Below are 23,755 nucleotides of genomic sequence, written 5' to 3'. Positions count from 1 at the left end.
TGCCGGTGCGCCCGGCCGTGTCACAGCGGCCGGGCGCACCCCACGGGCCGCTTCCCGCCCAGCCGGACGTACAGGGCGGTCGGGGAGGGGCAGTCGGCGCGTTCGGTGACCGCTCGGACCACCTTGTACTGCGGCTCGCGCCGGCCCGTGCCGTCGCAGGCGGTCTCGCGGACCTGCCCGTCGCCGGAGCCGTAGACGCAGTCGCCGACGATCGTGCGGGGCCCGCCCCCGCCGCCCGGGTCACCGGGGTGCGGCGGCTGGAGGTTGCGCATGCAGGCGTAGCCCTGCGGGACCGTCCCGTCGCCGTCCTCGTCGGACGCGGGCCGCTGCTCGCTGATGTGCAGCACGAAGTCGGTGGTCGACGGGCAGCGCGGCCCGTCCCGCACCGTGCCGTCGTGCCGTGCTGCGACCCGGGCCGCCGCCCGCTCACCGGTGCACGGCACCTCGGTGAAGCTGGTCGTGCCGAAGGAACTGCACTCGCCGACCGCGAGGAACACCGCCCCGTACCCGGACGGCCGGGTCGGTGCCGGCGACACCGTGGCGGTCTCCCCGGTCCTCCCGGTCGTCCGCTCGCCCAGCCCACCGTCCTCCGCCACACCGCCCGCCGGACTCTGGCAGCCGGTCAGCAACACGCCGAGCAGGACCAGAACCCCGCGGACCACCCCCACACCACTTCGCTCACGCATCGCCGTCCCCCCGAGTGTGCTCGCCCAGCGTGACCCGCCGTAGCGGGCGCACGCCAGGCACACGGGGCGGTTTGCGCACGTTGGGGGTGGTGCGCCCGGGCTGTGGCGTACGTCTAGTACGACAGCCCGTAGCCGACGGGGTACAGCACCTGCTCCGGATCATCCGCCCGCTGCACCGGCACCGGCAGTTTCCCGCGTGGCTTCACCCGCCCGGCGATCACCCGTGCGGCGGACCGCAGTTCGACGTCGGTCCAGGAGTAGGCGGCCAGACAGGCCGGCGCGGTCGGCAGCTGGGCCACGTCGTAGGGGTTGCGGATCGCCACCGCCACGACCGGCCTGCCGGTCGCCACGAGCTGCTCCACCAGCGCCTTCTGGCCGCTGCCCGCAGTGACGTTGTACGTGGCGGCCACCACCGCGTCCGCGTCCCGCGCCGCCGCGACCGCCTTGGCGATCGTCGCCGCCGAAGGGGCCGTGCCGGTCGACAGGGCCGTGGCGGTGAAGCCCAGTTCGTTCAGCGCGCCCGCGAGCACGCCCGTGGGCGGTCCCGTCGTACCGGACGGCGACGCCGGGTCCGCCCCGACGACCAGCACCTTGGGGTACCGGCGGCGCGACAGCGGCAGCAGCCGCCCCTCGTTGACGAGCAGCGTGGTCGTCCGCTCGGCGATCCGGTCGGCCGCCGCCAGATGTGCCCGGGTCCCGACCGTGCGGTCGACCCCGCCCTGACCGACGTACGGCGAACGGAACAGCCCCAGCCTGGACTTCAGCCGCAGCACCCGCAGGATCGATTCGTCGAGCCGTGCCTCGGTGAGCTCGCCCTCGCGCACGGCGGTCAGGACGGCGTTCCAGGCGAGGTCGAGATCGGGCGGGTTGAGCAGCTGGTCCACGCCCGCCTTCAGGGCGAGCACCGGCACCCGGGCGTCCCCGTACTTGCTGCGCACACCCTCCATGCCGAGGGAGTCGGTGACCACGACCCCGTCGTAGCCGAGGCGTTCGCGCAGGATGCCGGTGAGGATCGGGCGGGAGAGGGTGGCCGGGTCGCCGGAGTCGTCGAGGGCCGGGACCATCAGATGCGCGGTCATGATCGAGTCGATGCCCGCGGCGATCGCGGCCCGGAACGGCGGTGCGTCCAGCTTCTCCCACAGCTCCCGGCTGTGCGTGATGGTGGGGAAGCCGGTGTGGCTGTCGACGTTGGTGTCCCCGTGCCCGGGGAAGTGCTTGGCGGTCGCGGCGACCCCGGACCCCTGGTACCCGGCGACCTCGGCGGCCACCAGCCGGGACACCGCCCGTGGGTCGGCGCCGAAGGACCGTACGCCGATGACCGGGTTGGCCGGGTTGACGTTCACGTCGGCCACGGGGGAGTAGTCCTGCCGGATGCCCATCGCCCGCAGCTCGGCGCCCGCGATCCGGCCGAGCGTCCGGGCGTCGGACCGCGACCCGCCCGCCCCGACGGCCATCGCCCCGGGGAACAGCGTCGCGGGCTTGCCCACCCGGGCGACGATCCCGTGCTCCTGGTCGGTGGAGATGAGCACGGGCAGCCCGCGCGGCAGCCGCAGGGAGGCCTTCTGGATGCCGTTGGAGAGGTCGGCGATCTGGTGCGGCTCGCGGGTGTTGTGCGCCCAGGCGAAGTAGATGATGCCGCCGACCCGGTACTTCGCGAGCAGCTCGGCGGCCGTGCGGACCCCGATCTCCTTGAGGTTGGCGTCGATGTCGGCCTGGTCGGGTGCGGTGGCGGAATGGCCGTAGACCCGCATCACGAAGAGCTGGCCGACCTTCTCCTCCAGCGTCATGCGGGAGACGAGGGCGCGCAGCCGGCTGTCGTCCGGGGCGGCGGCGTGCGCGGGCCCGGCGGCCGCGAGGGCGGCGGTGACGCCGGCCGTGGTGGCGAGGACGGTGCGTCTGGAGGGCTGTGCGGTGTTTCCCGTGCTTCCCGTGCCGGTGTCGTGCACGTGCGCCCCTTCCGGAGGTGATCCGCTCGGATCCACTGAAGGAAACTTCCAAGAGGTCACCATTATGGAAGTTTCTGCCAGTCAAGGGAGCGCGCAGCAACCGCACAGGGGCCGCCACCGGCGCGGTTGGAGGGGGGCGCGCCGATGGCGGTGGGGCCGCCTGCCGCGGTACGGCGGAGAGGGTGGTCAGCGATCGCAGCCAGTGGCGAGGGCCGACACCGCACCGTGGTGACTCTCCGGCGGCCTGCGATTGGACGGGCCCGGTCCGGCCCGGGTTCCCGACTCGGCCCGGATTTCCGCAAGTCGGTACGCGGGAGGAACCAGGGGCTCAACGGGGCGGGTGAGCCGCCACCCTCGGCCACTGCTCGCCGAGCACCCGGACGCATTCCGCGATGGCCGGACGCCGCGCCGCCCCGTCCGCCACAGCGCGTACAGCCGGCGCACCGGCATCGGATCGAGCGGCACCTCCACCACCCCGGCGGGCAGCGGCCCGCGTCCCAGCCGCGGGATGAGCGCCCCCCCCCGAGCCCGGCCGCGACCAGGGCCACGAGGGTGGGGTTCTCGTCGGCCTGGTGGACGATGTCCGGCTCGTGCCCGGCCGTGCGCAGCGTCCGCAGCAGCCAGTCGTGGCAGACCCGCCCCGGCGGCTGGCAGATCCACCGCTCGCCGCCGAGCTCCTTGGTGGTGTTGACGAGGAAGTCAGCCATGGCTGCTCTCCGAATCAGGGCGAGGGGAAGCCAGAGCGGTACGACCGGCCGAGTCCTTGGGAAAAGCGTGTCGCGCCCAGGGACGGGTGCATCCGGAGCGGCGGGGCGCCGCCGACGCCGGTGCCGGCCGTGGTCGGGCGGGGCCCACGGCCCGGACACGCCGCTGCCCCGCCCCCTGGCCGGCGGGGCGGGGCAGCGGCCCGGTCAGCGGGTGTGCTCGGTGAACCTCCGCGCCGTCTCGGCCAGGACCTCCTGGCCGTCCCGTGCCCATAGGACGTCGTTGAACAGCTCCACCTCGATGGCGCCGGTGTAACCGGCCGCCTCCACGTGATCCTGCCACTCCCGCATGTCGATCGACCCGTCGCCGATCTGACCGCGGCCGGTGAGGACGCCCTCCGGGAGGGGCGTCGTCCAGTCGGCGAGCTGGAAGGTGTGGATACGGCCGCCCGCGCCCGCCCGGGCGATCTGCGCGGGCGCGGTGTCGTCCCACCAGATGTGGTACGTGTCGACCGTGACGCCGACCTGCTGCGCCGGGAAGCGTTCGGCGATGTCCAGGGCCTGGGCCAGCGTCGACACCACACAGCGGTCCGAGGCGTACATGGGGTGCAGCGGCTCGATCGCCAGACGGACGCCGTGCCGCTCCGCGTACGGGCCGAGTTCCGCGAGGGCGTCCGCGATGCGCTCCCGGGCGCCGTGCAGGTCCTTCGAACCCGCGGGCAGCCCGCCCGAGACCAGGACCAGCGTGTCCGTGCCCAGCGCCGCAGCCTCGTCGATCGCGCGGCGGTTGTCGGCCAGGGCCTCCGCCCGCTCCCGCGGATCGACGGCCGTGAAGAAGCCGCCCCGGCACAGCGTCGTCACCGTCAGCCCCGCGTCCCGGACCAGCTTGGCGGTGGCCTCCAGGCCGTGCGCCCGCACCGGCTCGCGCCAGAGCCCCACGTTGCGGATGCGCAAGCGGGCGCAACCGTCCACCAGTTCCGGGAGCGACAGCTGCTTCACGGTCATCTGGTTGATGGAGAAGCGTTCCAGGGATCCGCTCACTGGTTCACCCCGTACACGCTCAGCAGTGTCTTCATCCGCTCTTCCGCCAGCTTCGGGTCGGGGAACAGCCCCAGCCCGTCGGCCAGTTCGTACGCCGTCGCGAAGTGCGGCAGCGAGCGGGCCGACTGCAGGCCGCCGACCATCGTGAAGTGCGACTGGTGGCCGGCCAGCCAGGCCAGGAAGACCACGCCCGTCTTGTAGAAGCGGGTCGGGGTCTGGAACAGGTGCCGGGAGAGCCCGACCGTGGGGTCCAGCAGATCGCGGAAGCCCTGCACATCGCCGGTGTCCAGGGCCCGGACCGCCTGAGCCGCCAGCGGGCCCAGCGGGTCGAAGATGCCGAGCAGCGCGTGGCTGAAGTTCTGCTCGTCGCCCGCGATCAGCTCGGGGTAGTTGAAGTCGTCGCCCGTGTAGCAGCGCACGCCCTTGGGGAGCCGGCGGCGGATGTCGACCTCGCGCCGGGCGTCCAGCAGGGAGACCTTGATGCCGTCGACCTTGTCGGGGTGGGCGGCGATGACCTCCAGGAACGTGTCCGTCGCCGCGTCCAGGTCGGCCGACCCCCAGTAGCCCTCGAGGGCCGGGTCGAACATCGGGCCCAGCCAGTGCAGGACCACCGGCTCGGCCGCCTGGCGCAGCAGATGGCCGTAGACCTCCAGGTAGTCCTCGGGGGAGGAGGCCGCCGCCGCGAGCGCCCGGGACGCCATCAGGATGGCCTGCGCGCCGGACTCCTCGACGAGGGCGAGCTGCTCCTCGTAGGCAGCGCGGACCTCCGCGAGCGAACCGGAGGCGATCTGGTCGGTGCCCACACCGCAGGCGATGCGCCCGCCGACCGACGTGGCCTCGGCCGCCGACCGGCGGATCAGCTCCGCCGCGCCCGCCCAGTCCAGGCCCATGCCGCGCTGGGCGGTGTCCATGGCCTCGGCGACCCCCAGCCCGTGCGACCACAGGTGGCGGCGGAAGGCGAGGGTGGCGTCCCAGTCGACCGCGGCGGGCGAGTCGGGGGAGACGTCGGCGAACGGGTCCGCGACGACGTGCGCCGCCGAGAAGACGGTGCGGGAGGTGAAGGGCGTGCCGGGGGGCACGGCCAGGGGCTCGGTGCGGGGCTCGTAGGTCCGCAACGCCCCGTCGGCGCCGGGGAGTCGGATCGTCACAGCGTGATCTCCGGTACGTCGAGACGGCGGCCCTCGGCCGAGGACTTGAGGCCCAGCTCGGCGAGCTGGACACCGCGGGCACCGGCCAGCAGGTCCCAGTGGTAGGGGGCGTCGGCGTAGACGTGCCGCAGGAACAGCTCCCACTGGGCCTTGAAGCCGTTGTCGAACTCGGTGTTGTCCGGCACCTCCTGCCACTGGTCGCGGAAGACCTCCGTGGCGGGGATGTCCGGGTTCCAGACCGGCTTGGGGGTGGCGCTGCGGTGCTGGACGCGGCAGTTGCGCAGACCCGCGACCGCGGAGCCCTCGGTGCCGTCCACCTGGAACTCCACCAGCTCGTCGCGGTTGACGCGGACGGCCCAGGAGGAGTTGATCTGGGCGATCGTGCCGCCCTCCAGCTCGAAGACGCCGTAGGCGGCGTCGTCGGCGGTCGCGTCGTAGGGCTTGTCGTTCTCGTCCCAGCGCTGCGGGATGTGCGTGGCGGTGAGCGCCTGGACGGACTTCACCCGGCCGAACAGCTCGTGCAGCACGTACTCCCAGTGCGGGAACATGTCGACGACGATGCCGCCGCCGTCCTCGGACCGGTAGTTCCAGGAGGGGCGCTGGGCGGTCTGCCAGTCGCCCTCGAAGACCCAGTAGCCGAACTCGCCGCGCACGGAGAGGATCCGGCCGAAGAAGCCGCCGTCGATCAGGCGCTTCAGCTTCAGCAGGCCCGGGAGGAAGAGCTTGTCCTGGACGACGCCGTGCTTGATGCCGGCCGCGTTCGCCCGCCGGGCGAGGTCCAGGGCGCCGTCGAGGCCGGTGGCGGTCGGCTTCTCGGTGTAGATGTGCTTGCCGGCCGCGATGGCCTTCTTCAGCGCCTCCTCGCGGGCGGAGGTGACCTGCGCGTCGAAGTAGATGTCGACCGTCTCGTCGGCGAGGACCGCGTCCACGTCCGTCGAGACGTGCTCCAGCCCGTGCTGCTCGGCCATCGCCTTCAGCGCGTGCTCCCGGCGGCCGACCAGGATCGGCTCGGGCCACAGCACGGTGCCGTCACCGAGGTCGAGGCCGCCCTGCTCGCGCAGGGCGAGGATGGAGCGGACCAGGTGCTGGCGGTAGCCCATGCGCCCGGTCACGCCGTTCATGGCGATACGCACCGTCTTGCGTGTCACGTCGGTCCCTTTCGTACGCGGTCGTCGCGCCGCGTACGCCCCGCCCTTCACAGGCGGCCCCTGGGGGCGCCTGTGGACTGGTGAGCGTTGCAGCAAGCGCTTTCTATGTACGAAGAAGCTAGCCTCTGAACCGCGGTCCGGACAAGACCGTGACCAGGACGAGTTGTTCGAGGGGGCGAACAACCCGGGGCCGGGGGCTTAGGGTCTGCACGGAACCTTGGCCATGGGTCCGTCGGGACCAAGGCGGTCGACCTGCTGTTCCGTTCGGAACCATGGCCCGTGGTCCAGGTGTGTACGAGGGCGGAGACGAGCAACGAGATGCGCGACCGGAGGACGACGAGATGACGGTGACCCTGGCGGACGTGGCGGCCCGCGCGCAGGTCTCGCCCGCGACGGTGTCGCGCGTGCTGAACGGGAACTACCCCGTGGCCGCGTCCACCCGGGAGCGGGTGCTGAAGGCCGTGGACGAGCTGGACTACGTGCTCAACGGGCCGGCCAGCGCCCTGGCCGCCGCCACCTCCGACCTGGTCGGGATCCTGGTGAACGACATCGCCGACCCGTTCTTCGGGATCATGGCGAGCGCGATCCAGGCCGAGATCGGCGGACCGGGCGGCCGGGCGGGCGGGGAGCGGCTCGCGGTGGTCTGCAACACGGGCGGCTCCCCGGAGCGGGAGCTGACGTATCTCACGCTGCTGCAGCGGCAGCGGGCCGCGGCCGTGGTGCTGACCGGCGGGGCGATCGAGGACGCGGCGCACCAGGCGGCCATGGACGCGAAGGTGCGGAAGCTGGCGGAGGCCGGGACACGGGTCGTGCTGTGCGGACGCCCGCCGGCGCCGGAGACCGGGGCGATCGCGCTGACCTTCGACAACCGCGGCGGCGGACAGGAGCTGACCGAACACCTCATCGGCCTCGGGCACCGGCGGCTCGGCTACATCGGGGGCCCCGAGGAGCGCACGACCACGCGCCACCGGCTGGAAGGGCACCGGGCCGCGCTGGCCGCGCACGGGATCGAGGAGGACCCCCGGTGGACGGTGCACGGGCGCTACGACCGGCGGTCCGGCTACGAGGCGACGCTGGAACTGCTGCGCCGTGACCCGTCGCTGACGGCGGTCGTCGCGGCGAACGACTCCGTCGCGCTGGGGGCGTGCGCCGCCCTGCGCGACTCCGGCCTGCGGATCCCGGAGGACGTGTCGGTGGCGGGCTTCGACGACCTGCCGTTCAGCATCGACGCGGTGCCGTCGCTGACGACGGTACGGCTGCCGCTGGCGGAGGCCGGGGCGCGGGCCGGCCGGATCGCGATGGGACGCGAGGATGCACCGCCCGGGGGGATCGCCTCGGTGCGGGGGGAGTTGATGGTGCGCGGGTCCTCCGGGGTGCCGCGGACTTCTTGAGCCGCTGCGGCTTGGGGGCTCGGGGGGTTGATGCCGGGGGCTCGCTTCGGCGTGAACGGCCTCGGCCCTCATCCGCCCGACGCCCGCCGGGCAGCCCGCTCCGGGCAGGCTCCACTGGGCAGCCACTTCCGGGCAGGCCCCGCCGGGTAGCCCGTTCCGGGCAGGCCCCGCTGGGCAGTCACCTCCGGGCAGGCCCCGCCGGGCAGCCCGCTCCGGGCAGGCTCCACTGGGCAGCCACTTCCGGGCAGGCCCCGCCGGGTAGCCCGTTCCGGGCAGGCCCGCTGGGCAGCCACTTCCGGGCAGGCCCCGCCGGGCAGCCACTTCCGGGCAAGCCCGCCGGGCAGGCACCTCCGGCGCGTGCCCCGCCTGGGAACGCGTAGGCAGGGCGAGTGCGCGAGCCTCGTCCGGGCGGGGGGCGTCAGCGGACGACGTCGAAGACGTTCTTCTGCAGCCCGTTGGGATAGGCCGCGCCGCCGACGCATCACGCTCACCGCACCCGGACGGGAGGCCGCCGCGCTGCTCGACGAGCGGGCGCGGGAGACGGTCGGGGCGATGCTGGACACGGTCCCGGACAAGGACCGCCCGCGGCTGGCGGAGGCCATGCGGACCGTCCGGACGATCCTGGGCGACGGCGACGGCGACGGCGACGGTGGTGGTGGCCCTGGTGACGGTGACGGTGACGGTGGTGGCCCTGGCGACGGCGACGGCGACGGCGACGGTGGTGGCCCTGGCGACGGCGACCGCGGCGCCCCACGCCCCGAGGACGTCGTCCTGCGCGAGCCCGCCCCCGGCGACCTCGGCTGGATCGTGCAGCGCAACGCCGTGCTCTACGCCGCCGAGTACGGCTTCGACGCCGACTACGAGGCACTGGTGGCGAGGATCGTCGCCGACTACGGCGAGGACCACGACCCGAACCTGGAGCGGACCTGGATCGCCGAGCTGGACGGCCGGCCGGTGGGGTGCGTGATGTGCGTCCGGGACGACACGCCCGGCGCAGCCCGCCTGCGGCTCCTGCTCGTCGAGCCGGCACGCGCGCGGCCTCCGCATCGGCGACCGCCTGGTCGGGGCGCTCGTCGACTTCGCCCGCGAGGCCGGCTACCGCGAGGTCGTCCTGTGGACCAACGGCATCCTCGGAGCGGCCCGCCGCATCTACCGGCGCCGCGGTTTCGTCCTGGTCGCGGAGCAACCGCACCATTCCTTCGGCCAGGACCTGACGGGCCAGGACTGGCGACTGGATCTTCACGCAACACCCGAGTGACCAAGAGGAGTCATGGGGGGAGGCGCCGGGTAGGGTCCGTCCACATGAAGCTGGCGTTCTCCACCCTCGGTGTCCCCGGCCTGCCCCTGCCCGACGTCCTGCGGCTCGCGACCGCCCACGGTTATCACGGCGTGGAGCTGCGCACCCATCCCGAGGAACCGGTCCACACCGGCCTCGGCCCCGCCGAACGGGCGGACGTCGCGGCCGAGTTCAAGGGAGCGGGCGTAGAGCTCCTGGGTCTGGCGGGCTACGCACAGGTCGCCGCGCCGGGCGACGACGAGCCCGTCCTGGCCGAGATCCGCGCCCTCCTGGACCTGGCCCGCGACCTCGGCGCCCCGTACATCCGGGTCTTCCCCGGCGGCGACCTCGACGTCCAGACTCCCGAGGAGGCCGACGCGACGGCCGCCCGCCGCCTGGGCACGGCTGCCGAACACGCCAATGACCTCGGCGTACGCATCCTCCTCGAAACCCACGACTCGCACCGCACCGCCGCCGACGCGATGCGGATCCTCGGCCTCGTCGGGCACCGCCAGGTCGGCGCCCTCTGGGACGTGATGCACACCTGGCTCGGCGGCGAACAGCCCTCCGAGACCTACGCTGCCCTCTCCCCCCACCTCGGCTACGTCCAGGTCAAGGACATCGCCTCCGTCGAGGACACCACCCCCCTGCCGCTCGGTGCGGGCGTGCTCCCCCTGGCCGAATGCGTCGAGGTCCTCTCCCGCCACAACTGGGACGGCTGGCTCTGCTGGGAGTACGAGAAGCGCTGGTACCAGGAGGCCGCGCCGCTGCCCGACCTCCTGGAGTCCGGACGTGAGCACCTGAGCAGGCTGCTGAACGAGTCGGCGTGACGCGTCAGCCCTCGGCGGCCCGGGCGGCCCCCAGGGCCAGGACCGCGAGCAGGGCGACGCACTCGCCGAGCAGCATGGCCTCGACGGCACCCGTGCCGGTCAGGGGTGATGTCGCACTCCGGCCGAAGGCGTCGGTCAGCGGGCGCCGGGCTTGCCGAACTCCTCGATCAGCACCGGATACTGCTCCCTGCCGTGCCCGGCGGCGACCGCACGATCGGCCATCGCCTTGAGCAGCCTGGGCAACTCGGCATTGATCCCCGCCGCCTCGCTCTCCTCGATCAGATGCGCCATCGCCCGCAGGTCGGTCTCCAGCGCCGAGACCTCGGCGGGGAACGAACCCCTGTCGATCTGCTCGGCGTACCCCGGCAGCCATTCGGCGACACCGGCGGCGATCTGCCGCGCGAAGGGCGCGTACGCCGCCGCGTCGACGCCGGCCGTCCGGAGGAGGGCCGTGCCCTGGAGCCAGGCGTTCAGCACGCTCCACATCATGGCCAGGCCGGCCACGTCGTACAGCGACGCCAGACGGTGGTCCGCACCGAGGTAGGTGACGGTGCCGAGCGCGCCGAGTGCCGGCTCGTGCGCGTCGAAGTCCGCGCGCGCCCCGCTCTGCAGGATCACCGCGTCAGGGGTGCCGATGGTCGACGGGACGGCCATGACGGCGCCGTCCAGGTAGCGGGCGCCTCGCGCTGCGGCCCACCGGGCCGTCTCCCGGGCCTGGCCCGAGTCGCCCGAGGTCAGGTTGATCAGGGTCGTGCCGTCCAGCTTCACATCGGCCGCGCCGAGTGTCTCGCGCACGGCTCGGTAGTCGGTGACACAGATGACCGTCAGGGAACCGGGCTCGATCGCGTCGCCGACGGTCGGCGCCGGTCGCGCCCCCTCGGCCACCAGCCGGTCGGCCTTGCCGGCCGTACGGTTCCACACGGTCGTGGGGTGTCCTGCCTTCAGGAACGCCCCGGCGAGCGCCTGACCCATCAGGCCAAGTCCGAGGACAGTCACGGGTGTTCCGGTGTTGTCGTCCATGGCAGCATCGTCAACGTTGATACCGGTGTGAAGGTCAAGAGAGGCTGTCGATGCGGATCGGGGAACTGAGCCGACGGACGGGTGTCCACGCCCATCAGCTCCGCTACTACGAGGCCCAGGGCCTGCTGGAACCGGCCCGCGGGGCGAACGGCTACCGCGAGTACGACGAGAGCGCCCTGCTGCGCGTGAAACAGATCCGCCACCTGCTCGGGGCCGGCCTGTCCTCGGAGGACATCGCCTATCTGCTGCCCTGTGCGACGGGGGAGGCCCCGACGCTGGTCGGGTGTCCCGAGTTGCTGGCCGCGATGCGGTCACGGCTGCGGCGGCTGGACGACCAGCTGGCGAGCCTCGCGCAGTCCCGTGACGCCCTCGCCGACTACATCGAGGCGGCCGAACGCGTCGGCGGCGAGAACTACCCGCCGCTCGGCCTCGCGCTGTCCTCCTAGGCCTCTATGTGCCCGTCCTTGACGGCGGCGACGAACGCGGTCCAGCCGCGGTGCGAGAAGAGCAGGGCGGGGATGTGGGTGGCCTTGCTGTCCCGCACGGGGACGTCGGGGCGGCCGGGGGCGACTTCGAGGCACTCGGCTTGACTACCGCCGCTGTAACTGGACTTGAACCACCCGGTGTACTCACTGCTGATCATGCGCGTGATCCTCCGCTGCCGATCTGACGAGGGCCAGTGATTCCTGCCGCGACAACGCGTCGCTCAGAGCCAGAGCGTAGGCGGTCTGGCAGACCTCATCGCCCGGCTCCTGGAACCGTTCCTCCGCATCCTTTTCCCTCCCCGGGGCAGGCGACGGCGATCGGCGGCACCCTCCCCGAGCCCGTACGCATGCCCGGTGGCCTGCTGCCGTCCCGACGCGCGTCCGCTCCGGGGAGAGGACAACCGACTGGTGCGCCCCTACCTGATGGCGGAGGCGGGTGCATGACCGGCGGAGAACGCGACCGCGCGGTGGCCGGGCGGCTGTTGCCGTGGACCGGCGTCGACGGAAAGCCGTGCTACCTCGTGGGGGACGGAACCGGCCATGTCTCACGGCTCGCCGACGAGATCGAGGACGTGCAGATCGACATGGCGGACCAGCTGCTCGGGCACGCCGCCGAACTCCTCACGGAACGCCGCGTGACCGGCGCGGAGCTGCACTACCTGGCCCTGCGGCTCAGCGAGTCGCTACGGGACGTCACGGGGGTCGCGGAGAGCAGAGGGGCGCGGCTCGCCCGTCCGCCCCGGCGCTGACCGAGACGGTGTCAGCGCTGCTCGGTGCGGCGGGCGTACGCCCGGGCTGCGCGGGCGCGGTCGCCACAGCGGGTGGAACACCACTGGCGGCGGCCGTGGCGGAGCAGGTAGCGGCTGCAGGGCGGGGAGCCGCAGGCGGTCAGGCGCTCGGCCTCGGGGGAGGTGAGCAGGTCGGCGGCGTCGGCGGCGAGGGTCGCCAGCGCGAGGTCGACGATCGCGGTGGTGGGGTGGGGGGCGGTCCGGTAGGGGCCGGTCCTGTCGTCCCACCGCAGCAGTGGGGCCGTCGGAACCCTGGTCATCGCGTCGTTGACGGCCGCCACCGCGGCGGGCAGGGCGGGTACGCCGTCGACGCGGGCGGCGAACAGGGACCTGATCTGTTCGCGCAGGGACCGCAGCTGGGCCGCGCACATCTCCCGCATGCCGGCGTCGACCGGGGCGAGGTCTCGCTGGGCCAGCCAGTGGTTCGCCTGCGCGGGCGTGCCCAGGAGGTCGAACGTGCGCCCGCCGGGCAGGGCGATCGCGGTGTTGGCGAGGGCCAGGGAGGAGTGCTCCTCCTCGCCCTGGGCGGGCGGCGGGGCGGGCTGTTCGGTCAAGGACTCCTCCATGCTTCTCATGGTACGGCTTGCCTGTATCCGTGAGGAGCGGCTACGGTCTTCTCACGGTTCGATTACGTCTATCCGTGAGGTGCTGCATGTCTTCTGTATCCGTGGCGACCGACTTCCCCATCCGCGTCCTCGGCGGCCCGACCGCCCTGTTCGAGTACGGCGGCCTGCGCTTCCTGACCGACCCGACCTTCGACGCGCCCGGCGACTACGCCCGGCCCGGGGGCCCGGTCCTGACCAAGACCGCGCCCGCCGCGAGCAGCCCCGCCGACCTCGGCCGCATCGACGTGGTCCTGCTCTCCCACGACGAGCACGCCGACAACCTGGACACCTCCGGCCGGGCCCTGCTCGCCGGCATACCGCTGACGCTGACCACGCCCGGCGGCGGCGAGCGCCTGCGTGAGAGCCTGGGCGACAAGGTCAGGGGCCTGGCCGACTGGGAGTCCGTCGAAGTGGACCGGCCCGGCGGCGGCACGGTCACCGTGACCGGGGTCCCGGCCGTGCACGGCCCCGGTCCCCGCAAGCAGGTCGAGCCGTTCACCGGCCAGGTCGTCGGCTTCGTCCTGACCGGCGAGGGCCTGCCCACCGTCTACGTCAGCGGCGACAACGCCTCACTGGACGCGGTCCGTGAGATCGCCGGCCGCTTCGCGCCCGTCGACACCGCCGTGCTCTTCGCGGGCGCGCCCCGCTTCCCCGTCCTCTTCGACAACCGGGTCGTCGTCCTGGACAGCGCCATGGCCGCCGAGGCCGCCCGGATCCTCGAGGCCCGCCGCGTCGTCCCCGTCCACTACGACAGCTGGTCCCACTTCACCGAAGGCGGCGACGCGCTGGAGGCCGCTTTCACCGCCGCCGGACTCACCGACCGGCTGGACTGGGGCAAGGGCGCCTGACCTGGCGTCACTTGCGCCAGAAGAGGTGATGGATCACCCCGCTCGGGCTCGGTACGACGTCGCGGTGGAAGCGGTCGAGCAGTTCCTCGGGCGACTCCCACAGCCGTGAGCCGGACCCGAGCACCACGCCGGGCGAGACCGCCACGTGCAGCGTGTCCACCAGGTCGGCGTCCAGGAACTGCCGGATGGTCGCCGCCCCGCCGCCGAGCCGTACGTCCTTGCCCCCGGCCGCCTTGCGCGCCTGGGCGAGGACCTCGGCCGGATCCCCGCCGACGAAGTGGAACGTCGTGTCGGAGAGGGTGAACGAGGGACGCTCGTGGTGGGTCATCACGAACACCGGCGTGTGGAAAGGAGGTTCGTCACCCCACCAGCCCTGCCACTCGTGGTTCTCCCACGGGCCGCGCTGCGGGCTGAACTTGTTGCGGCCCATGATCTCGGCGCCGATGCCGTGGTGGAAGTCGCGCACCAAGTAGTCGTCGAGGCCGCGGCTCCCGCCCGGGTCGGTGCGGTTGGGCCAGCTGGCCGTGGCCCCGGCCCAGGCGAACATCGTGCCGGGGTCGGCGTGGCCGAACGGCCTCTCAAGGCTCTGGCCCTCACCGGCCCCGAACCCGTCACTCGAGACGTTGAAATTCTGCACGCGCAGCAGCTGTGTCACGGCGCTCCTCCTGAGGTCGACGCAACAGAGACCGCCCGGACCGGCAAAACTCATCGGCGCCCGCCCGGCGACCCAAGGGCTCCGGCGTCACCCGGCCTGCGCCACCACGTGGTCGATCACCTGCTGGAAGTCCTCACTCGGCGAGAACTCCACCAGCTCGCTGTCCTCCAGCGCCACCGGCACATGGCCGGGGCCCCAGTAGTACGCCTGCCCCGCCTCGTACTCCTCCTCGCCCGTGGCCGTGCGCATCATGATCCGGCCCTTGAGCAGGTAGCCCCAGTGCGGGCACTGGCAGGCGTCGTCGGGCAGGCCCTTGAGGGCCGGGCCCATGTCCGTGCCCTGGGGCAGCGTGATGTAGCCGACCGACATGCCGCCGCCGATCGGCATCATGCGCAGTTCCACTCCGTCGCCTTCGAGGGCCACGGGTACGTCGTTCCGGGTCGCCGCCGTCATGGTTTCCTCCGCTCCGGCCCGCCAGGGCCTCGAACGCCCGTCAGGTAACCCCCGTACCTCCAGCCTGGCCCGCCGGGCCGCGCCCCGCGACATCACGATCCGGTCAAGAGGTACCGCCGGGGGCTTGCTTCCGCTGTGTGGAATCGATTCCATGCTCCCGTCGATGTAATCGATTCCACGAGCACTCACCCGGTGCTCCCACGACTGATCCACAAGGAGGTGGAGCGGCGGTGGCCAGCATCAAGGACGTCGCTGCCGAGGCCGGCGTCTCCGTCGCCACGGTCTCGCGCGTCCTGAACGACCACCCGTCGGTCAGCGCCGACGCACGCACCCGCGTGCTGGCCGCCGTCGAGACCCTGGGCTACCGCCCGAACGCCGTCGCCCGCTCCCTGCGCACCGACCAGACCCACACCCTCGGCCTGGTCATCAGCGACGTGATGAACCCGTACTTCACCGAGCTGGCCCGCTCCGTCGAGGAGGAGGCCCGCGCGCTCGGCTACAGCGTCATCATCGGCAACGCCGACGAGCGGCCGGACCTCCAGGACCACCACGTACGCACCCTGCTGGACCGGCGTATCGACGGGCTGCTCGTCTCCCCGACGGACGGCGGCTCGCCGCTGATGCTGGACGCCGCGCGGGCCGGGACGCCGATGGTGTTCGTGGACCGGTGGATCCCGGGCGTGGACGTGCCGGTGGTGCGGGCGGACGGGCGGAGCGCCGTGCGGGACCTCGTGGCGCATCTGCACCGGCTGGGACACCGCAGGCTCGCCATCATCGCGGGCCCGGCGGCGACCACGACCGGCCGCGAGCGCGTGGAGGCATTCCGGGAGGCGCTCGGCGCGTACGGGCTCGAACTGCCCGACGCCTACACAGGGCAGGGCGACTTCCAGGCCGAGAGCGGCCGGCTGGTCACCGAGGGCTTCCTCGACCTGGCCGACCCGCCCGAGGTCGTCTTCGCGGCCGACAACCTGATGGCGCTCGGCGCCCTGGACGCCTTACGCGCGCGTGGTCTGCGCGTACCGGACGACCTCGCGCTGGCCGCCTTCGACGACATCCGGTGGTTCGTGCACACCGATCCGCCCATCACCGCGATCGCCCAGCCCACGGGCGAGCTGGGCCGGGCCGCCGTACGGGCCCTGGTCGACCGCATCGAGGGGCGGCCCGGCGAGTCCGTCACGCTCCCCGCCCGGCTCGTCGTACGCCGCTCGTGCGGCGAACACCCCACCCCAGTGCAAAGGAGCACGACGTGAGCAACGCGGACGAGTTGCTGCGCATCGAGGGCATACGGAAGACCTTCCCGGGCGTGGTCGCGCTGGACGGCGTCGACTTCGACCTGCGCCGGGGCGAGGTGCATGTGCTGCTCGGTGAGAACGGTGCCGGCAAGAGCACCCTCATCAAGATGCTCTCCGGCGCCTACACCCCCGACGCCGGGCGGATCCTGGTCGGCGGCGAGGAGACGCGCATCCAGGGGGCGCAGGACTCCGAGCGGCTCGGGATCGCCACGATCTACCAGGAGTTCAACCTGGTACCCGATCTGACGGTCGCCGAGAACATCTTCCTCGGGCGCCAGCCACGCCGGTTCGGGATGATCGACCGGAAGAAGATGGAGGCCGGCGCCGAGGTCCTGCTGCGGCGGGTCGGCGTGAACGTCTCGCCCCGCGCGCGGGTCCGCGACCTCGGCATCGCACGCCTGCAGATGGTCGAGATCGCCAAGGCGCTCAGCCTGGACGCCCGCGTGCTGATCATGGACGAGCCGACCGCCGTGCTCACCTCCGAGGAGGTCGACAAGCTCTTCGCGATCGTGCGCACGCTGCGCGAGGACGGCGTCGGGATCGTCTTCATCACCCACCACCTGGAGGAGATCGCCGCCCTCGGCGACCGGGTGACCGTCATCCGGGATGGGAAGAGCGTCGGGCAGGTCCCCGCCTCCACCCCCGAAAACGAGCTCGTCCGGCTCATGGTCGGCCGCGCCATCGAGCAGCAGTACCCGCGTGAACGCGCCGACCGCGGCGCCGCGTTGCTGTCCGTCGAGGGCCTCACGCGCGACGGTGTCTTCCACGACGTCGGCTTCGAGGTGCACGCCGGTGAGGTCGTCGGCATCGCCGGGCTGGTCGGCGCGGGCCGGACCGAGGTCGTGCGGGCGGTCTTCGGGGCCGACGGGTACGACAAGGGCACCGTGAAGGTCTCCGGCGCCCCGATCGCCAAGTCCGACGTCAACGCGGCGATGACCGCGGGCATCGGACTCGTGCCCGAGGACCGCAAGGGCCAGGGCCTGGTGCTGGACGCCTCGGTCGAGGAGAACCTGGGCCTGGTGACGCTGCGGTCGGCCACGCGCGGCGGGCTCGTCGACCTCAAGGGCCGGCGCGAGTCCGCCGAGCGGATCGCGGAGCAGCTCGGCGTGCGGATGGCCGGGCTCGGCCAGCACGTGCGCACCCTCTCCGGCGGCAACCAGCAGAAGGTCGTCATCGGCAAGTGGCTGCTCGCCGACACCAAGGTGCTGATCCTCGATGAGCCGACGCGCGGCATCGACGTCGGCGCCAAGGTCGAGATCTACCAGCTCGTCAACGAACTCACCGCCGCCGGAGCGGCCGTCCTGATGGTCTCCAGCGACCTGCCCGAGGTGCTCGGCATGAGCGACCGGGTGCTGGTGATGGCGCAGGGCCGGATCGCCGGTGAGCTCTCCGCCGACGAGGCGACCCAGGACGCCGTGATGGCACTCGCCGTCAGCACCCCCACGACTTCGAGCACGACAACGACCACGACGACGACCACGAACGGAACGGAGGCCTCCCGTGGCCACTGACACGCTCAAGAGCACAACGGGCGCGGGTGGCGCCTCGGGAGGCCTGCGCCGCCTCCTGCTCGACAACGGCGCGCTCACCGCGCTCATCGTCCTCGTCATCGCGATGTCGGCGCTGTCGGGCGACTTCCTGACGACGGACAACCTCCTCAACGTCGGTGTGCAGGCGGCCGTGACGGCCATCCTCGCCTTCGGCGTGACCTTCGTGATCGTCTCCGCGGGCATCGACCTGTCGGTCGGCTCGGTCGCAGCGCTGTCCGCCACGGTCCTCGCCTGGAGCGCCACCTCCGCGGGCGTCCCGGTCCTCCTCGCCGTCCTGCTCGCCATAGCGACGGGCATCGTCTGCGGCCTGGTCAACGGCATCCTGATCTCCTACGGCAAGCTCCCGCCGTTCATCGCCACGCTGGCCATGCTGTCCGTGGCCCGCGGCCTGTCCCTGGTGATCTCCGAGGGCTCCCCGATCGCCTTCCCCGACTCGGTCTCCCACCTCGGCGACACGCTCGGCGGCTGGCTGCCGGTGCCGGTCCTGGTGATGATCGTCATGGGTCTGATCGCGGCCTTCGTACTCGGCCGGACCTACATCGGCCGCTCCATGTACGCGATCGGCGGCAACGAGGAGGCCGCGCGGCTGTCCGGCCTGCGCGTGAAGAAGCAGAAGCTCGCCATCTACGCCTTCTCGGGCGTCTTCGCCGCCGTCGCCGGTGTCGTCCTCGCCGCCCGGCTCTCCTCCGCGCAGCCCCAGGCCGCCGACGGCTACGAGCTGGACGCGATCGCCGCCGTCGTCATCGGCGGTGCCTCCCTCGCGGGCGGCACCGGCAAGGCGTCCGGCACGCTCATCGGCGCCCTGATCCTGGCCGTGCTGCGCAACGGCCTCAACCTGCTGAACGTCTCCGCGTTCTGGCAGCAGGTCGTCATCGGTGTCGTCATCGCGCTCGCGGTGCTGTTCGACACGCTTCGGCGCAAGGCGGGGGCGACCCCGGTGTCCGGCGCCTCCCAAGGGGGCAAGGGCAAGCAGGCGGCGACGTACGGGCTCGCGGCCGTGGTCACCGTCGCGATCGTCGGCGCCACGTCCTTCCTGCACAACGGCTCCTCCGCCACGAGCACCCCGAAGCTGGGCCTGTCGCTGTCCACCCTCAACAACCCCTTCTTCGTGCAGATCCGGGCGGGTGCCCAGGCCGAGGCGAAGAAGCGGGGCGTGGACCTGACCGTCACCGACGCCCAGAACGACGCCTCCCAGCAGGCCAACCAGCTGCAGAACTTCACCAGTTCCGGCCTCGGCGCGATCATCGTCAACCCCGTGGACTCCGACGCGGCGAGCAACTCCGTCAAGGCCGCCGACAAGGCGAAGATCCCGGTCATCGCGGTCGACCGGGGCGTCAACAAGGCGTCGGTGGACGCCCTGGTCGCCTCCGACAACGTCGCCGGCGGTGAACTCGCCGCCAAGACCGTCGCCGACAAGCTGGGCGGCAAGGGCAAGATCGTGATCCTCCAGGGCCAGGCCGGCACGTCCGCGGCCCGGGAGCGCGCGCAGGGCTTCGCGAACGGCCTCAAGGCCTTCCCGGGCATCCAGGTCGTCGCCCAGCAGCCCGCCGACTTCGACCGCACCAAGGGCCTCGACGTCATGTCGAACCTGCTCCAGGCCCACCCGGACGTCCAGGGCGTCATCGCCGCCAACGACGAGATGGCGCTCGGCGCGATCAAGGCGCTGGGTTCCAAGGCCGGCAAGTCGGTCTCGGTCGTGGGCTTCGACGGCACGCCTGACGGACTGAAGGCCGTCGAGGGCGGCACGCTGTACGCGTCCGTGGCGCAGCAGCCGTCCCAGCTCGGCAGGATCGCCGTGGACAACGCCCTGCGGGCCCTGAAGGGCGAGAAGGTCGAGGGGACGGTGAAGGTGCCGGTGAAGGTGGTCACCAAGGAGAACGTGGCCGGCTTCAGCGGCTGACATCGGGGAACGGCGGGCGGTCGCACACGGTGTGCGTGACCGCCCGCCCATGTGACTCACGTGGGGAGACAACTCATGTACGACTACGACCTCCTGGTCGTGGGGTCGGCCAACGCCGACCTGGTGATCTCTGTGGAGCGCCGGCCCGGCGCCGGCGAGACCGTGCTCGGCTCCGACCTGGCCGTCCACCCGGGCGGCAAGGGCGCGAACCAGGCGGTCGCCGCCGCCCGGCTCGGTGCCCGTACGGCGCTGCTGGCCCGGGTCGGCGACGACGCGCACGGCCGGCTGCTGCTGGAGTCGCAGCGCGCGGCGGGCGTCGACACGGTGGGAGTCCTGGTGGGCGGCGCACCGACCGGCGTCGCGCTGATCACGGTCGACCCGTGCGGGGACAACAGCATCGTGGTCTCGCCCGGCGCGAACGGCCGCCTGACCCCTCAGGACGTGAGCGCCGCCGGGTGCCTCTTCCAGGGCTCGCGGGTGGTGTCGGCGCAGCTGGAGATCCCGCTGGAGACGGTGGTGGAGACGGTGCGGAGCCTGTCGCCCGAAAGCCGTTTCGTGCTGAACCCCTCCCCGCCGCGCCCCCTGCCGCAGGAGGTGCTGGCGGCCTGCGACCCGCTGATCGTGAACGAGCACGAGGCCAAGGTGATCCTGGGCGGCTCAGCCGTCGGGGACACCCCCGAGGACTGGGCGCGGATCCTCCTCGCCAAGGGCCCGAAGTCGGTGGTGGTGACGCTGGGCGCAAAGGGCGCGCTGGTGGCGTCGGCGGAGGGGGTCTCGCGGGTGCCGGCCGTGACGGTGGACGCGGTGGACACGACGGGCGCGGGCGATTCCTTCACCGCCGCGCTGGCCTACCGGCTGGGCGCGGGCGCGTCGCTCGCCCAGGCGGCGGCGTACGCGGCGCGGGTGGGCGCCGCGACCGTGACGAAGGAGGGCGCGCAGGCGTCCTTCCCGACGGCGGCGGAGGTCGCCGCACCGTGAAGAGGACCGGAATACTGAACCGTCACCTCGCCGGTGCGCTGGCCGAACTCGGCCACGGCGACGGGGTGCTGGTGTGCGACGCGGGCATGCCCATCCCCGACGGCCCCCGGGTGGTGGACCTGGCCTTCCGCGCCGGGGTGCCGGCGTTCGCCGAGGTGCTGGACGGGCTGCTGGCCGAGCTGGTGGTCGAGGGGGCGACGGCGGCGCAGGAGGTGCGGGAGGCCAACCCGGAGGCGTCGGCCCTGCTGGAGGGGCGCTTCCCCGGACTGGACCTGGTGTCGCACGAGCGCCTCAAGGAGCTGTCGGCGGGTGCCCGGCTCGTCGTCCGCACGGGCGAGGCACGGCCGTACGCGAACGTCCTGATGCGGTGCGGCGTCTTCTTCTGACGGCCTCGAAGAGGCCCCGAACGGCCTCTGAACAGGCCCGAACGGTTTCGAGGGGGCCCGGTCCGTCGACCGGGCCCCCTCGGCCTTTCCCCTCCCGTCAGGTCCCCCGCGATCCCCCCAGATCCCCCTCCAGAAGTCCTGACGCCCAGTACGACCGCGGTGGGGCCGAAAGGGTTGCACGGCGAAGTAAGAAATTCTTGCCGGATTTTTGAAAGCCTCCGGGGCGTCGTCGTCAGCGCGGGCCGGCATACTGATCGGTCGCTTCATGCGCCGGTCATCGGCGTTCCGCCCCGGCCGCACTGTCGTACCCGGGCTGTACCGTCGGATCATGACCGATCAGGCGGGGGCCGCCCAGACGGGCGAGCGGCGACTGGCCACGCTGGAAGGCGTACTCGAACGCATCACGTACGCCAACGAGGAGAACGGCTACACAGTCGCCCGGGTCGACACCGGCAGAGGCGGCGGCGACCTGCTCACGGTCGTCGGTGCCCTGCTCGGCGCGCAAGTCGGCGAGTCCGTGCGCATGGAGGGCCGCTGGGGCTCCCACCCGCAGTACGGAAAGCAGTTCCACGTCGAGAACTACACGACCGTCCTGCCGGCCACCGTCCAGGGCATCCGCCGCTACCTCGGCTCGGGTCTGGTCAAGGGCATCGGCCCGGTCTTCGCCGACCGCATCACGCAGCACTTCGGCATGGACACCCTCCGGATCATCGAGGAGGAGCCCAAGCGCCTCATCGAGGTCCCCGGCCTCGGCCCCAAGCGGACGAAGAAGATCGCCGACGCCTGGGAGGAGCAGAAGGCCATCAAGGAGGTCATGCTCTTCCTCCAGACCGTCGAGGTGTCCACGTCCATCGCCGTGCGCATCTACAAGAAGTACGGCGACGCCTCCATCTCCGTCGTGAAGAACCAGCCCTACCGGCTCGCCTCCGACGTCTGGGGCATCGGCTTCCTCACCGCCGACAAGATCGCCCAGTCCGTCGGCATCCCGCACGACAGCCCGGACCGCGTCAAGGCGGGCCTGCAGTACGCGCTGTCCCAGTCCACCGACCAGGGCCACTGCTTCCTCCCGGAGGAGCAGCTGATCAAGGACGCGGTCAAACTCCTCCAGGTCGACACGGGCCTGGTCATCGAGTGCCTGGCCGAGCTGGCCGAACCCCCCGAGGACGGCGAGGACCCCGGTGTCGTACGCGAGAAGGTGCCGGGCCCCGACGGCGGCGAGCCCGTCACCGCGATCTACCTCGTCCCCTTCCACCGCGCCGAACTCTCCCTCTCCGCCCAGCTGCTGCGCCTCCTGCACACCGGCGAGGACCGCATGCCGGGCTTCCGGACCGTGGCGTGGGACAAGGCGCTGGGCTGGCTGAAGGGGCGCACCGGCACCGAGCTCGCGCCGGAGCAGGAGGCCGCCGTCAGGCTGGCGCTGACCGAGAAGGTCGCCGTCCTCACCGGCGGCCCGGGCTGCGGCAAGTCCTTCACGGTCCGCTCGATCGTGGAGCTGGCCCGCGCCAGGAAGGCGAAGGTCGTGCTCGCCGCCCCCACGGGCCGGGCCGCCAAGCGCCTGTCGGAGCTCACCGGCGCCGAGGCCTCCACCGTCCACCGCCTGCTGGAGCTCAAGCCCGGCGGCGACGCGGCCTATGACCGGGACCGCCCGCTGGACGCCGATCTGGTCGTGGTCGACGAGGCGTCCATGCTGGACCTGCTGCTCGCCAACAAGCTGGTGAAGGCCGTCCCGCCGGGAGCGCACCTGCTGTTCGTGGGGGACGTCGACCAGCTGCCCAGTGTCGGCGCGGGGGAGGTGCTCCGCGACCTCCTGGCCGACGGCGGCCCGATCCCCGCGGTCCGTCTCACCCGGGTCTTCCGGCAGGCCCAGCAGTCCGGTGTGGTCACGAACGCGCACCGGATCAACTCCGGACAGCATCCGGTCACGGACGGCATGAAGGACTTCTTCCTCTTCGTCGAGGACGACACCGAGGCTGTCGGACGCCTCACCGTGGACGTGGCCGCCCGTCGCATTCCGGCCAAGTTCGGGCTGGACCCGCGCCGGGACGTCCAGGTCCTCGCCCCCATGCATCGCGGCCCGGCCGGCGCGGGCACCCTCAACGGCCTGCTGCAACAGGCCGTCACCCCGGGCCGCCCCGACCTGCCCGAGAAGAGATTCGGCGGACGGGTGTTCCGCGTCGGCGACAAGGTCACCCAGATTCGCAACAATTACGAGAAGGGCGAGAACGGGGTCTTCAACGGCACCGTCGGCGTGGTCACCTCGCTCGACCCCGTCGACCAGCGCCTGACGGTACTCACGGACGAGGACGAGGAGGTGCCGTACGAGTTCGACGAGCTCGACGAGCTTGCCCACGCGTACGCCGTGACGATCCACCGCTCTCAGGGCAGCGAGTACCCCGCGGTCGTCATCCCGGTCACCACGAGCGCCTGGATGATGCTCCAGCGGAACCTGCTCTACACGGCCGTCACCCGGGCCAAACAGCTGGTCGTCCTCGTCGGCTCGCGCAAGGCGATCGGCCAGGCGGTGCGCACGGTTTCGGCGGGCCGGCGGTGCACGGCACTCGACTTCCGGCTCGGTTCAACGAAAAATGATCGATCAAACGAGTCGTGAAGGTCACAAGACACTTC

21 protein-coding genes and 2 pseudogenes are annotated in these 23,755 nt (G+C 72.3%); 12 read left to right on the top strand and 11 right to left on the bottom strand.

Features of this window, described 5'->3' with window-relative positions:
• Nucleotides 1-20: 20 nt before the first annotated feature.
• From HDC93_RS29990 to HDC93_RS29965, 6 genes and pseudogenes are all read right to left on the bottom strand, one after another.
• Nucleotides 21-686 carry a hypothetical protein gene (locus tag HDC93_RS29990; protein ID WP_185013976.1) on the bottom strand — a complete coding sequence of 222 codons (666 nt, stop codon included), beginning with the start codon at nucleotides 684-686 and terminating at the stop codon, nucleotides 21-23.
• A gap of 113 nt (nucleotides 687-799) precedes the next feature.
• A complete protein-coding gene (locus tag HDC93_RS29985; RefSeq protein ID WP_185013975.1) occupies nucleotides 800-2,632 on the bottom strand; it encodes a glycoside hydrolase family 3 protein in 1,833 nt (610 codons plus the stop codon).
• 328 nt (nucleotides 2,633-2,960) lie between these two features.
• A pseudogene (locus HDC93_RS29980) lies at nucleotides 2,961-3,312 on the bottom strand (LysR substrate-binding domain-containing protein); the annotation flags it as partial.
• Nucleotides 3,313-3,543: 231 nt separating this feature from the next.
• Nucleotides 3,544-4,341 (bottom strand): sugar phosphate isomerase/epimerase, encoded by a 798-nt coding sequence (locus tag HDC93_RS29975; RefSeq protein WP_185014036.1) that lies wholly within the window; start codon nucleotides 4,339-4,341, stop codon nucleotides 3,544-3,546.
• A 32-nt stretch (nucleotides 4,342-4,373) separates the two neighbouring features.
• Nucleotides 4,374-5,525, bottom strand: a complete 1,152-nt coding sequence (locus tag HDC93_RS29970; protein ID WP_185013974.1) for a dihydrodipicolinate synthase family protein — start codon at nucleotides 5,523-5,525, stop codon at nucleotides 4,374-4,376.
• Complete coding sequence (locus HDC93_RS29965) at nucleotides 5,522-6,673, bottom strand: Gfo/Idh/MocA family protein (RefSeq protein ID WP_185013973.1); 1,152 nt, start codon at nucleotides 6,671-6,673, stop codon at nucleotides 5,522-5,524. Before HDC93_RS29965 ends, HDC93_RS29970 begins: the two co-directional genes overlap by 4 nt.
• A gap of 341 nt (nucleotides 6,674-7,014) precedes the next feature.
• Here HDC93_RS29965 and HDC93_RS29960 point away from each other — a divergent pair, with 341 nt between their 5' ends.
• The 3 genes and pseudogenes from HDC93_RS29960 (at nucleotide 7,015) to HDC93_RS29950 (ending at nucleotide 10,170) form a co-directional block, all read left to right on the top strand.
• Nucleotides 7,015-8,064 (top strand): LacI family DNA-binding transcriptional regulator, encoded by a 1,050-nt coding sequence (locus HDC93_RS29960; RefSeq protein WP_185013972.1) that lies wholly within the window; start codon nucleotides 7,015-7,017, stop codon nucleotides 8,062-8,064.
• A 465-nt stretch (nucleotides 8,065-8,529) separates the two neighbouring features.
• Nucleotides 8,530-9,322: pseudogene (locus tag HDC93_RS38870) on the top strand (GNAT family N-acetyltransferase); the annotation flags it as partial.
• A 44-nt stretch (nucleotides 9,323-9,366) separates the two neighbouring features.
• Entirely contained in the window at nucleotides 9,367-10,170 is an 804-nt protein-coding gene (locus HDC93_RS29950) for a sugar phosphate isomerase/epimerase (RefSeq protein WP_185013971.1), read from the top strand.
• Nucleotides 10,171-10,305: 135 nt separating this feature from the next.
• On the opposite strand, the gene HDC93_RS29945 is transcribed toward HDC93_RS29950, so the two are convergent.
• Nucleotides 10,306-11,190 (bottom strand): NAD(P)-dependent oxidoreductase, encoded by an 885-nt coding sequence (locus HDC93_RS29945; RefSeq protein WP_185013970.1) that lies wholly within the window; start codon nucleotides 11,188-11,190, stop codon nucleotides 10,306-10,308.
• 50 nt (nucleotides 11,191-11,240) lie between these two features.
• Here HDC93_RS29945 and HDC93_RS29940 point away from each other — a divergent pair, with 50 nt between their 5' ends.
• Nucleotides 11,241-11,636: a MerR family transcriptional regulator gene (locus tag HDC93_RS29940; protein ID WP_185013969.1), complete on the top strand. Its 396-nt coding sequence runs from the start codon at nucleotides 11,241-11,243 to the stop codon at nucleotides 11,634-11,636.
• Here HDC93_RS29940 and HDC93_RS29935 read toward each other — a convergent pair.
• Nucleotides 11,633-11,833: a DUF397 domain-containing protein gene (locus HDC93_RS29935; protein ID WP_185013968.1), complete on the bottom strand. Its 201-nt coding sequence runs from the start codon at nucleotides 11,831-11,833 to the stop codon at nucleotides 11,633-11,635. The genes HDC93_RS29940 and HDC93_RS29935 overlap by 4 nt on opposite strands.
• Nucleotides 11,834-12,115: 282 nt before the next feature.
• On the opposite strand from HDC93_RS29935, the gene HDC93_RS29930 reads away from it, so the two are divergent.
• Complete coding sequence (locus HDC93_RS29930; RefSeq protein ID WP_185013967.1) at nucleotides 12,116-12,424, top strand: hypothetical protein; 309 nt, start codon at nucleotides 12,116-12,118, stop codon at nucleotides 12,422-12,424.
• Between the two features lie 11 nt (nucleotides 12,425-12,435).
• Here HDC93_RS29930 and HDC93_RS29925 read toward each other — a convergent pair whose 3' ends face one another.
• A complete protein-coding gene (locus HDC93_RS29925; protein ID WP_185013966.1) occupies nucleotides 12,436-13,029 on the bottom strand; it encodes an ABATE domain-containing protein in 594 nt (197 codons plus the stop codon).
• Between the two features lie 86 nt (nucleotides 13,030-13,115).
• Here HDC93_RS29925 and HDC93_RS29920 point away from each other — a divergent pair, with 86 nt between their 5' ends.
• The gene (locus HDC93_RS29920; RefSeq protein WP_185013965.1) at nucleotides 13,116-13,916 is read left to right on the top strand and encodes an MBL fold metallo-hydrolase; all 801 of its coding nucleotides are present in this window, start codon (nucleotides 13,116-13,118) and stop codon (nucleotides 13,914-13,916) included.
• Nucleotides 13,917-13,923: 7 nt separating this feature from the next.
• On the opposite strand, the gene HDC93_RS29915 is transcribed toward HDC93_RS29920, so the two are convergent.
• Together HDC93_RS29915 and HDC93_RS29910 are read right to left on the bottom strand one after the other, a co-directional pair.
• Nucleotides 13,924-14,571 (bottom strand): dihydrofolate reductase family protein, encoded by a 648-nt coding sequence (locus HDC93_RS29915; RefSeq protein WP_185013964.1) that lies wholly within the window; start codon nucleotides 14,569-14,571, stop codon nucleotides 13,924-13,926.
• 87 nt (nucleotides 14,572-14,658) lie between these two features.
• Entirely contained in the window at nucleotides 14,659-15,024 is a 366-nt protein-coding gene (locus HDC93_RS29910) for a hypothetical protein (RefSeq protein WP_185013963.1), read from the bottom strand.
• A gap of 230 nt (nucleotides 15,025-15,254) precedes the next feature.
• On the opposite strand from HDC93_RS29910, the gene HDC93_RS29905 reads away from it, so the two are divergent.
• From HDC93_RS29905 to HDC93_RS29880, 6 genes are all read left to right on the top strand, one after another.
• Entirely contained in the window at nucleotides 15,255-16,274 is a 1,020-nt protein-coding gene (locus HDC93_RS29905) for a LacI family DNA-binding transcriptional regulator (RefSeq protein WP_185013962.1), read from the top strand.
• The gene (locus tag HDC93_RS29900) at nucleotides 16,271-17,827 is read left to right on the top strand and encodes a sugar ABC transporter ATP-binding protein (RefSeq protein WP_185013961.1); all 1,557 of its coding nucleotides are present in this window, start codon (nucleotides 16,271-16,273) and stop codon (nucleotides 17,825-17,827) included. The genes HDC93_RS29905 and HDC93_RS29900 overlap by 4 nt, the downstream gene beginning before the upstream one ends.
• Entirely contained in the window at nucleotides 17,817-19,766 is a 1,950-nt protein-coding gene (locus tag HDC93_RS29895; protein ID WP_185013960.1) for a substrate-binding domain-containing protein, read from the top strand. The genes HDC93_RS29900 and HDC93_RS29895 overlap by 11 nt, the downstream gene beginning before the upstream one ends.
• Nucleotides 19,767-19,841: 75 nt before the next feature.
• Nucleotides 19,842-20,744: a ribokinase gene (locus HDC93_RS29890; protein ID WP_185013959.1), complete on the top strand. Its 903-nt coding sequence runs from the start codon at nucleotides 19,842-19,844 to the stop codon at nucleotides 20,742-20,744.
• Nucleotides 20,741-21,130: a D-ribose pyranase gene (rbsD, locus tag HDC93_RS29885; RefSeq protein WP_185013958.1), complete on the top strand. Its 390-nt coding sequence runs from the start codon at nucleotides 20,741-20,743 to the stop codon at nucleotides 21,128-21,130. The genes HDC93_RS29890 and rbsD overlap by 4 nt, the downstream gene beginning before the upstream one ends.
• A 328-nt stretch (nucleotides 21,131-21,458) precedes the next feature.
• Entirely contained in the window at nucleotides 21,459-23,738 is a 2,280-nt protein-coding gene (locus tag HDC93_RS29880) for an ATP-dependent RecD-like DNA helicase (protein WP_185013957.1), read from the top strand.
• The last annotated feature ends 17 nt before the right edge of the window (nucleotides 23,739-23,755 follow it).

Origin of the sequence: Streptomyces sp. AK010, assembly GCF_014207295.1 — a bacterium.
Lineage (GTDB): Bacteria > Actinomycetota > Actinomycetes > Streptomycetales > Streptomycetaceae > Streptomyces > Streptomyces massasporeus.
Note: the sequence above shows the minus strand (reverse complement) of the source record. Positions and strands in the feature narration are given on the sequence as shown.

What these genes read in the sequence shown, in the direction of transcription:
- HDC93_RS29990 (WP_185013976.1), bottom strand. Translation starts at nt 686, where the DNA reads ATGCGTGAGCGAAGTGGTGTGGGGGTGGTCCGCGGGGTTCTGGTCCTG.
- HDC93_RS29975 (WP_185014036.1), bottom strand. Translation starts at nt 4,341, where the DNA reads ATGACCGTGAAGCAGCTGTCGCTCCCGGAACTGGTGGACGGTTGCGCC.
- HDC93_RS29960 (WP_185013972.1), top strand. Translation starts at nt 7,015, where the DNA reads ATGACGGTGACCCTGGCGGACGTGGCGGCCCGCGCGCAGGTCTCGCCC.
- HDC93_RS29950 (WP_185013971.1), top strand. Translation starts at nt 9,367, where the DNA reads ATGAAGCTGGCGTTCTCCACCCTCGGTGTCCCCGGCCTGCCCCTGCCC.
- HDC93_RS29945 (WP_185013970.1), bottom strand. Translation starts at nt 11,190, where the DNA reads ATGGACGACAACACCGGAACACCCGTGACTGTCCTCGGACTTGGCCTG.
- HDC93_RS29940 (WP_185013969.1), top strand. Translation starts at nt 11,241, where the DNA reads ATGCGGATCGGGGAACTGAGCCGACGGACGGGTGTCCACGCCCATCAG.
- HDC93_RS29935 (WP_185013968.1), bottom strand. Translation starts at nt 11,833, where the DNA reads ATGATCAGCAGTGAGTACACCGGGTGGTTCAAGTCCAGTTACAGCGGC.
- HDC93_RS29930 (WP_185013967.1), top strand. Translation starts at nt 12,116, where the DNA reads ATGACCGGCGGAGAACGCGACCGCGCGGTGGCCGGGCGGCTGTTGCCG.
- HDC93_RS29925 (WP_185013966.1), bottom strand. Translation starts at nt 13,029, where the DNA reads ATGGAGGAGTCCTTGACCGAACAGCCCGCCCCGCCGCCCGCCCAGGGC.
- HDC93_RS29920 (WP_185013965.1), top strand. Translation starts at nt 13,116, where the DNA reads ATGTCTTCTGTATCCGTGGCGACCGACTTCCCCATCCGCGTCCTCGGC.
- HDC93_RS29910 (WP_185013963.1), bottom strand. Translation starts at nt 15,024, where the DNA reads ATGACGGCGGCGACCCGGAACGACGTACCCGTGGCCCTCGAAGGCGAC.
- HDC93_RS29890 (WP_185013959.1), top strand. Translation starts at nt 19,842, where the DNA reads ATGTACGACTACGACCTCCTGGTCGTGGGGTCGGCCAACGCCGACCTG.
- HDC93_RS29880 (WP_185013957.1), top strand. Translation starts at nt 21,459, where the DNA reads ATGACCGATCAGGCGGGGGCCGCCCAGACGGGCGAGCGGCGACTGGCC.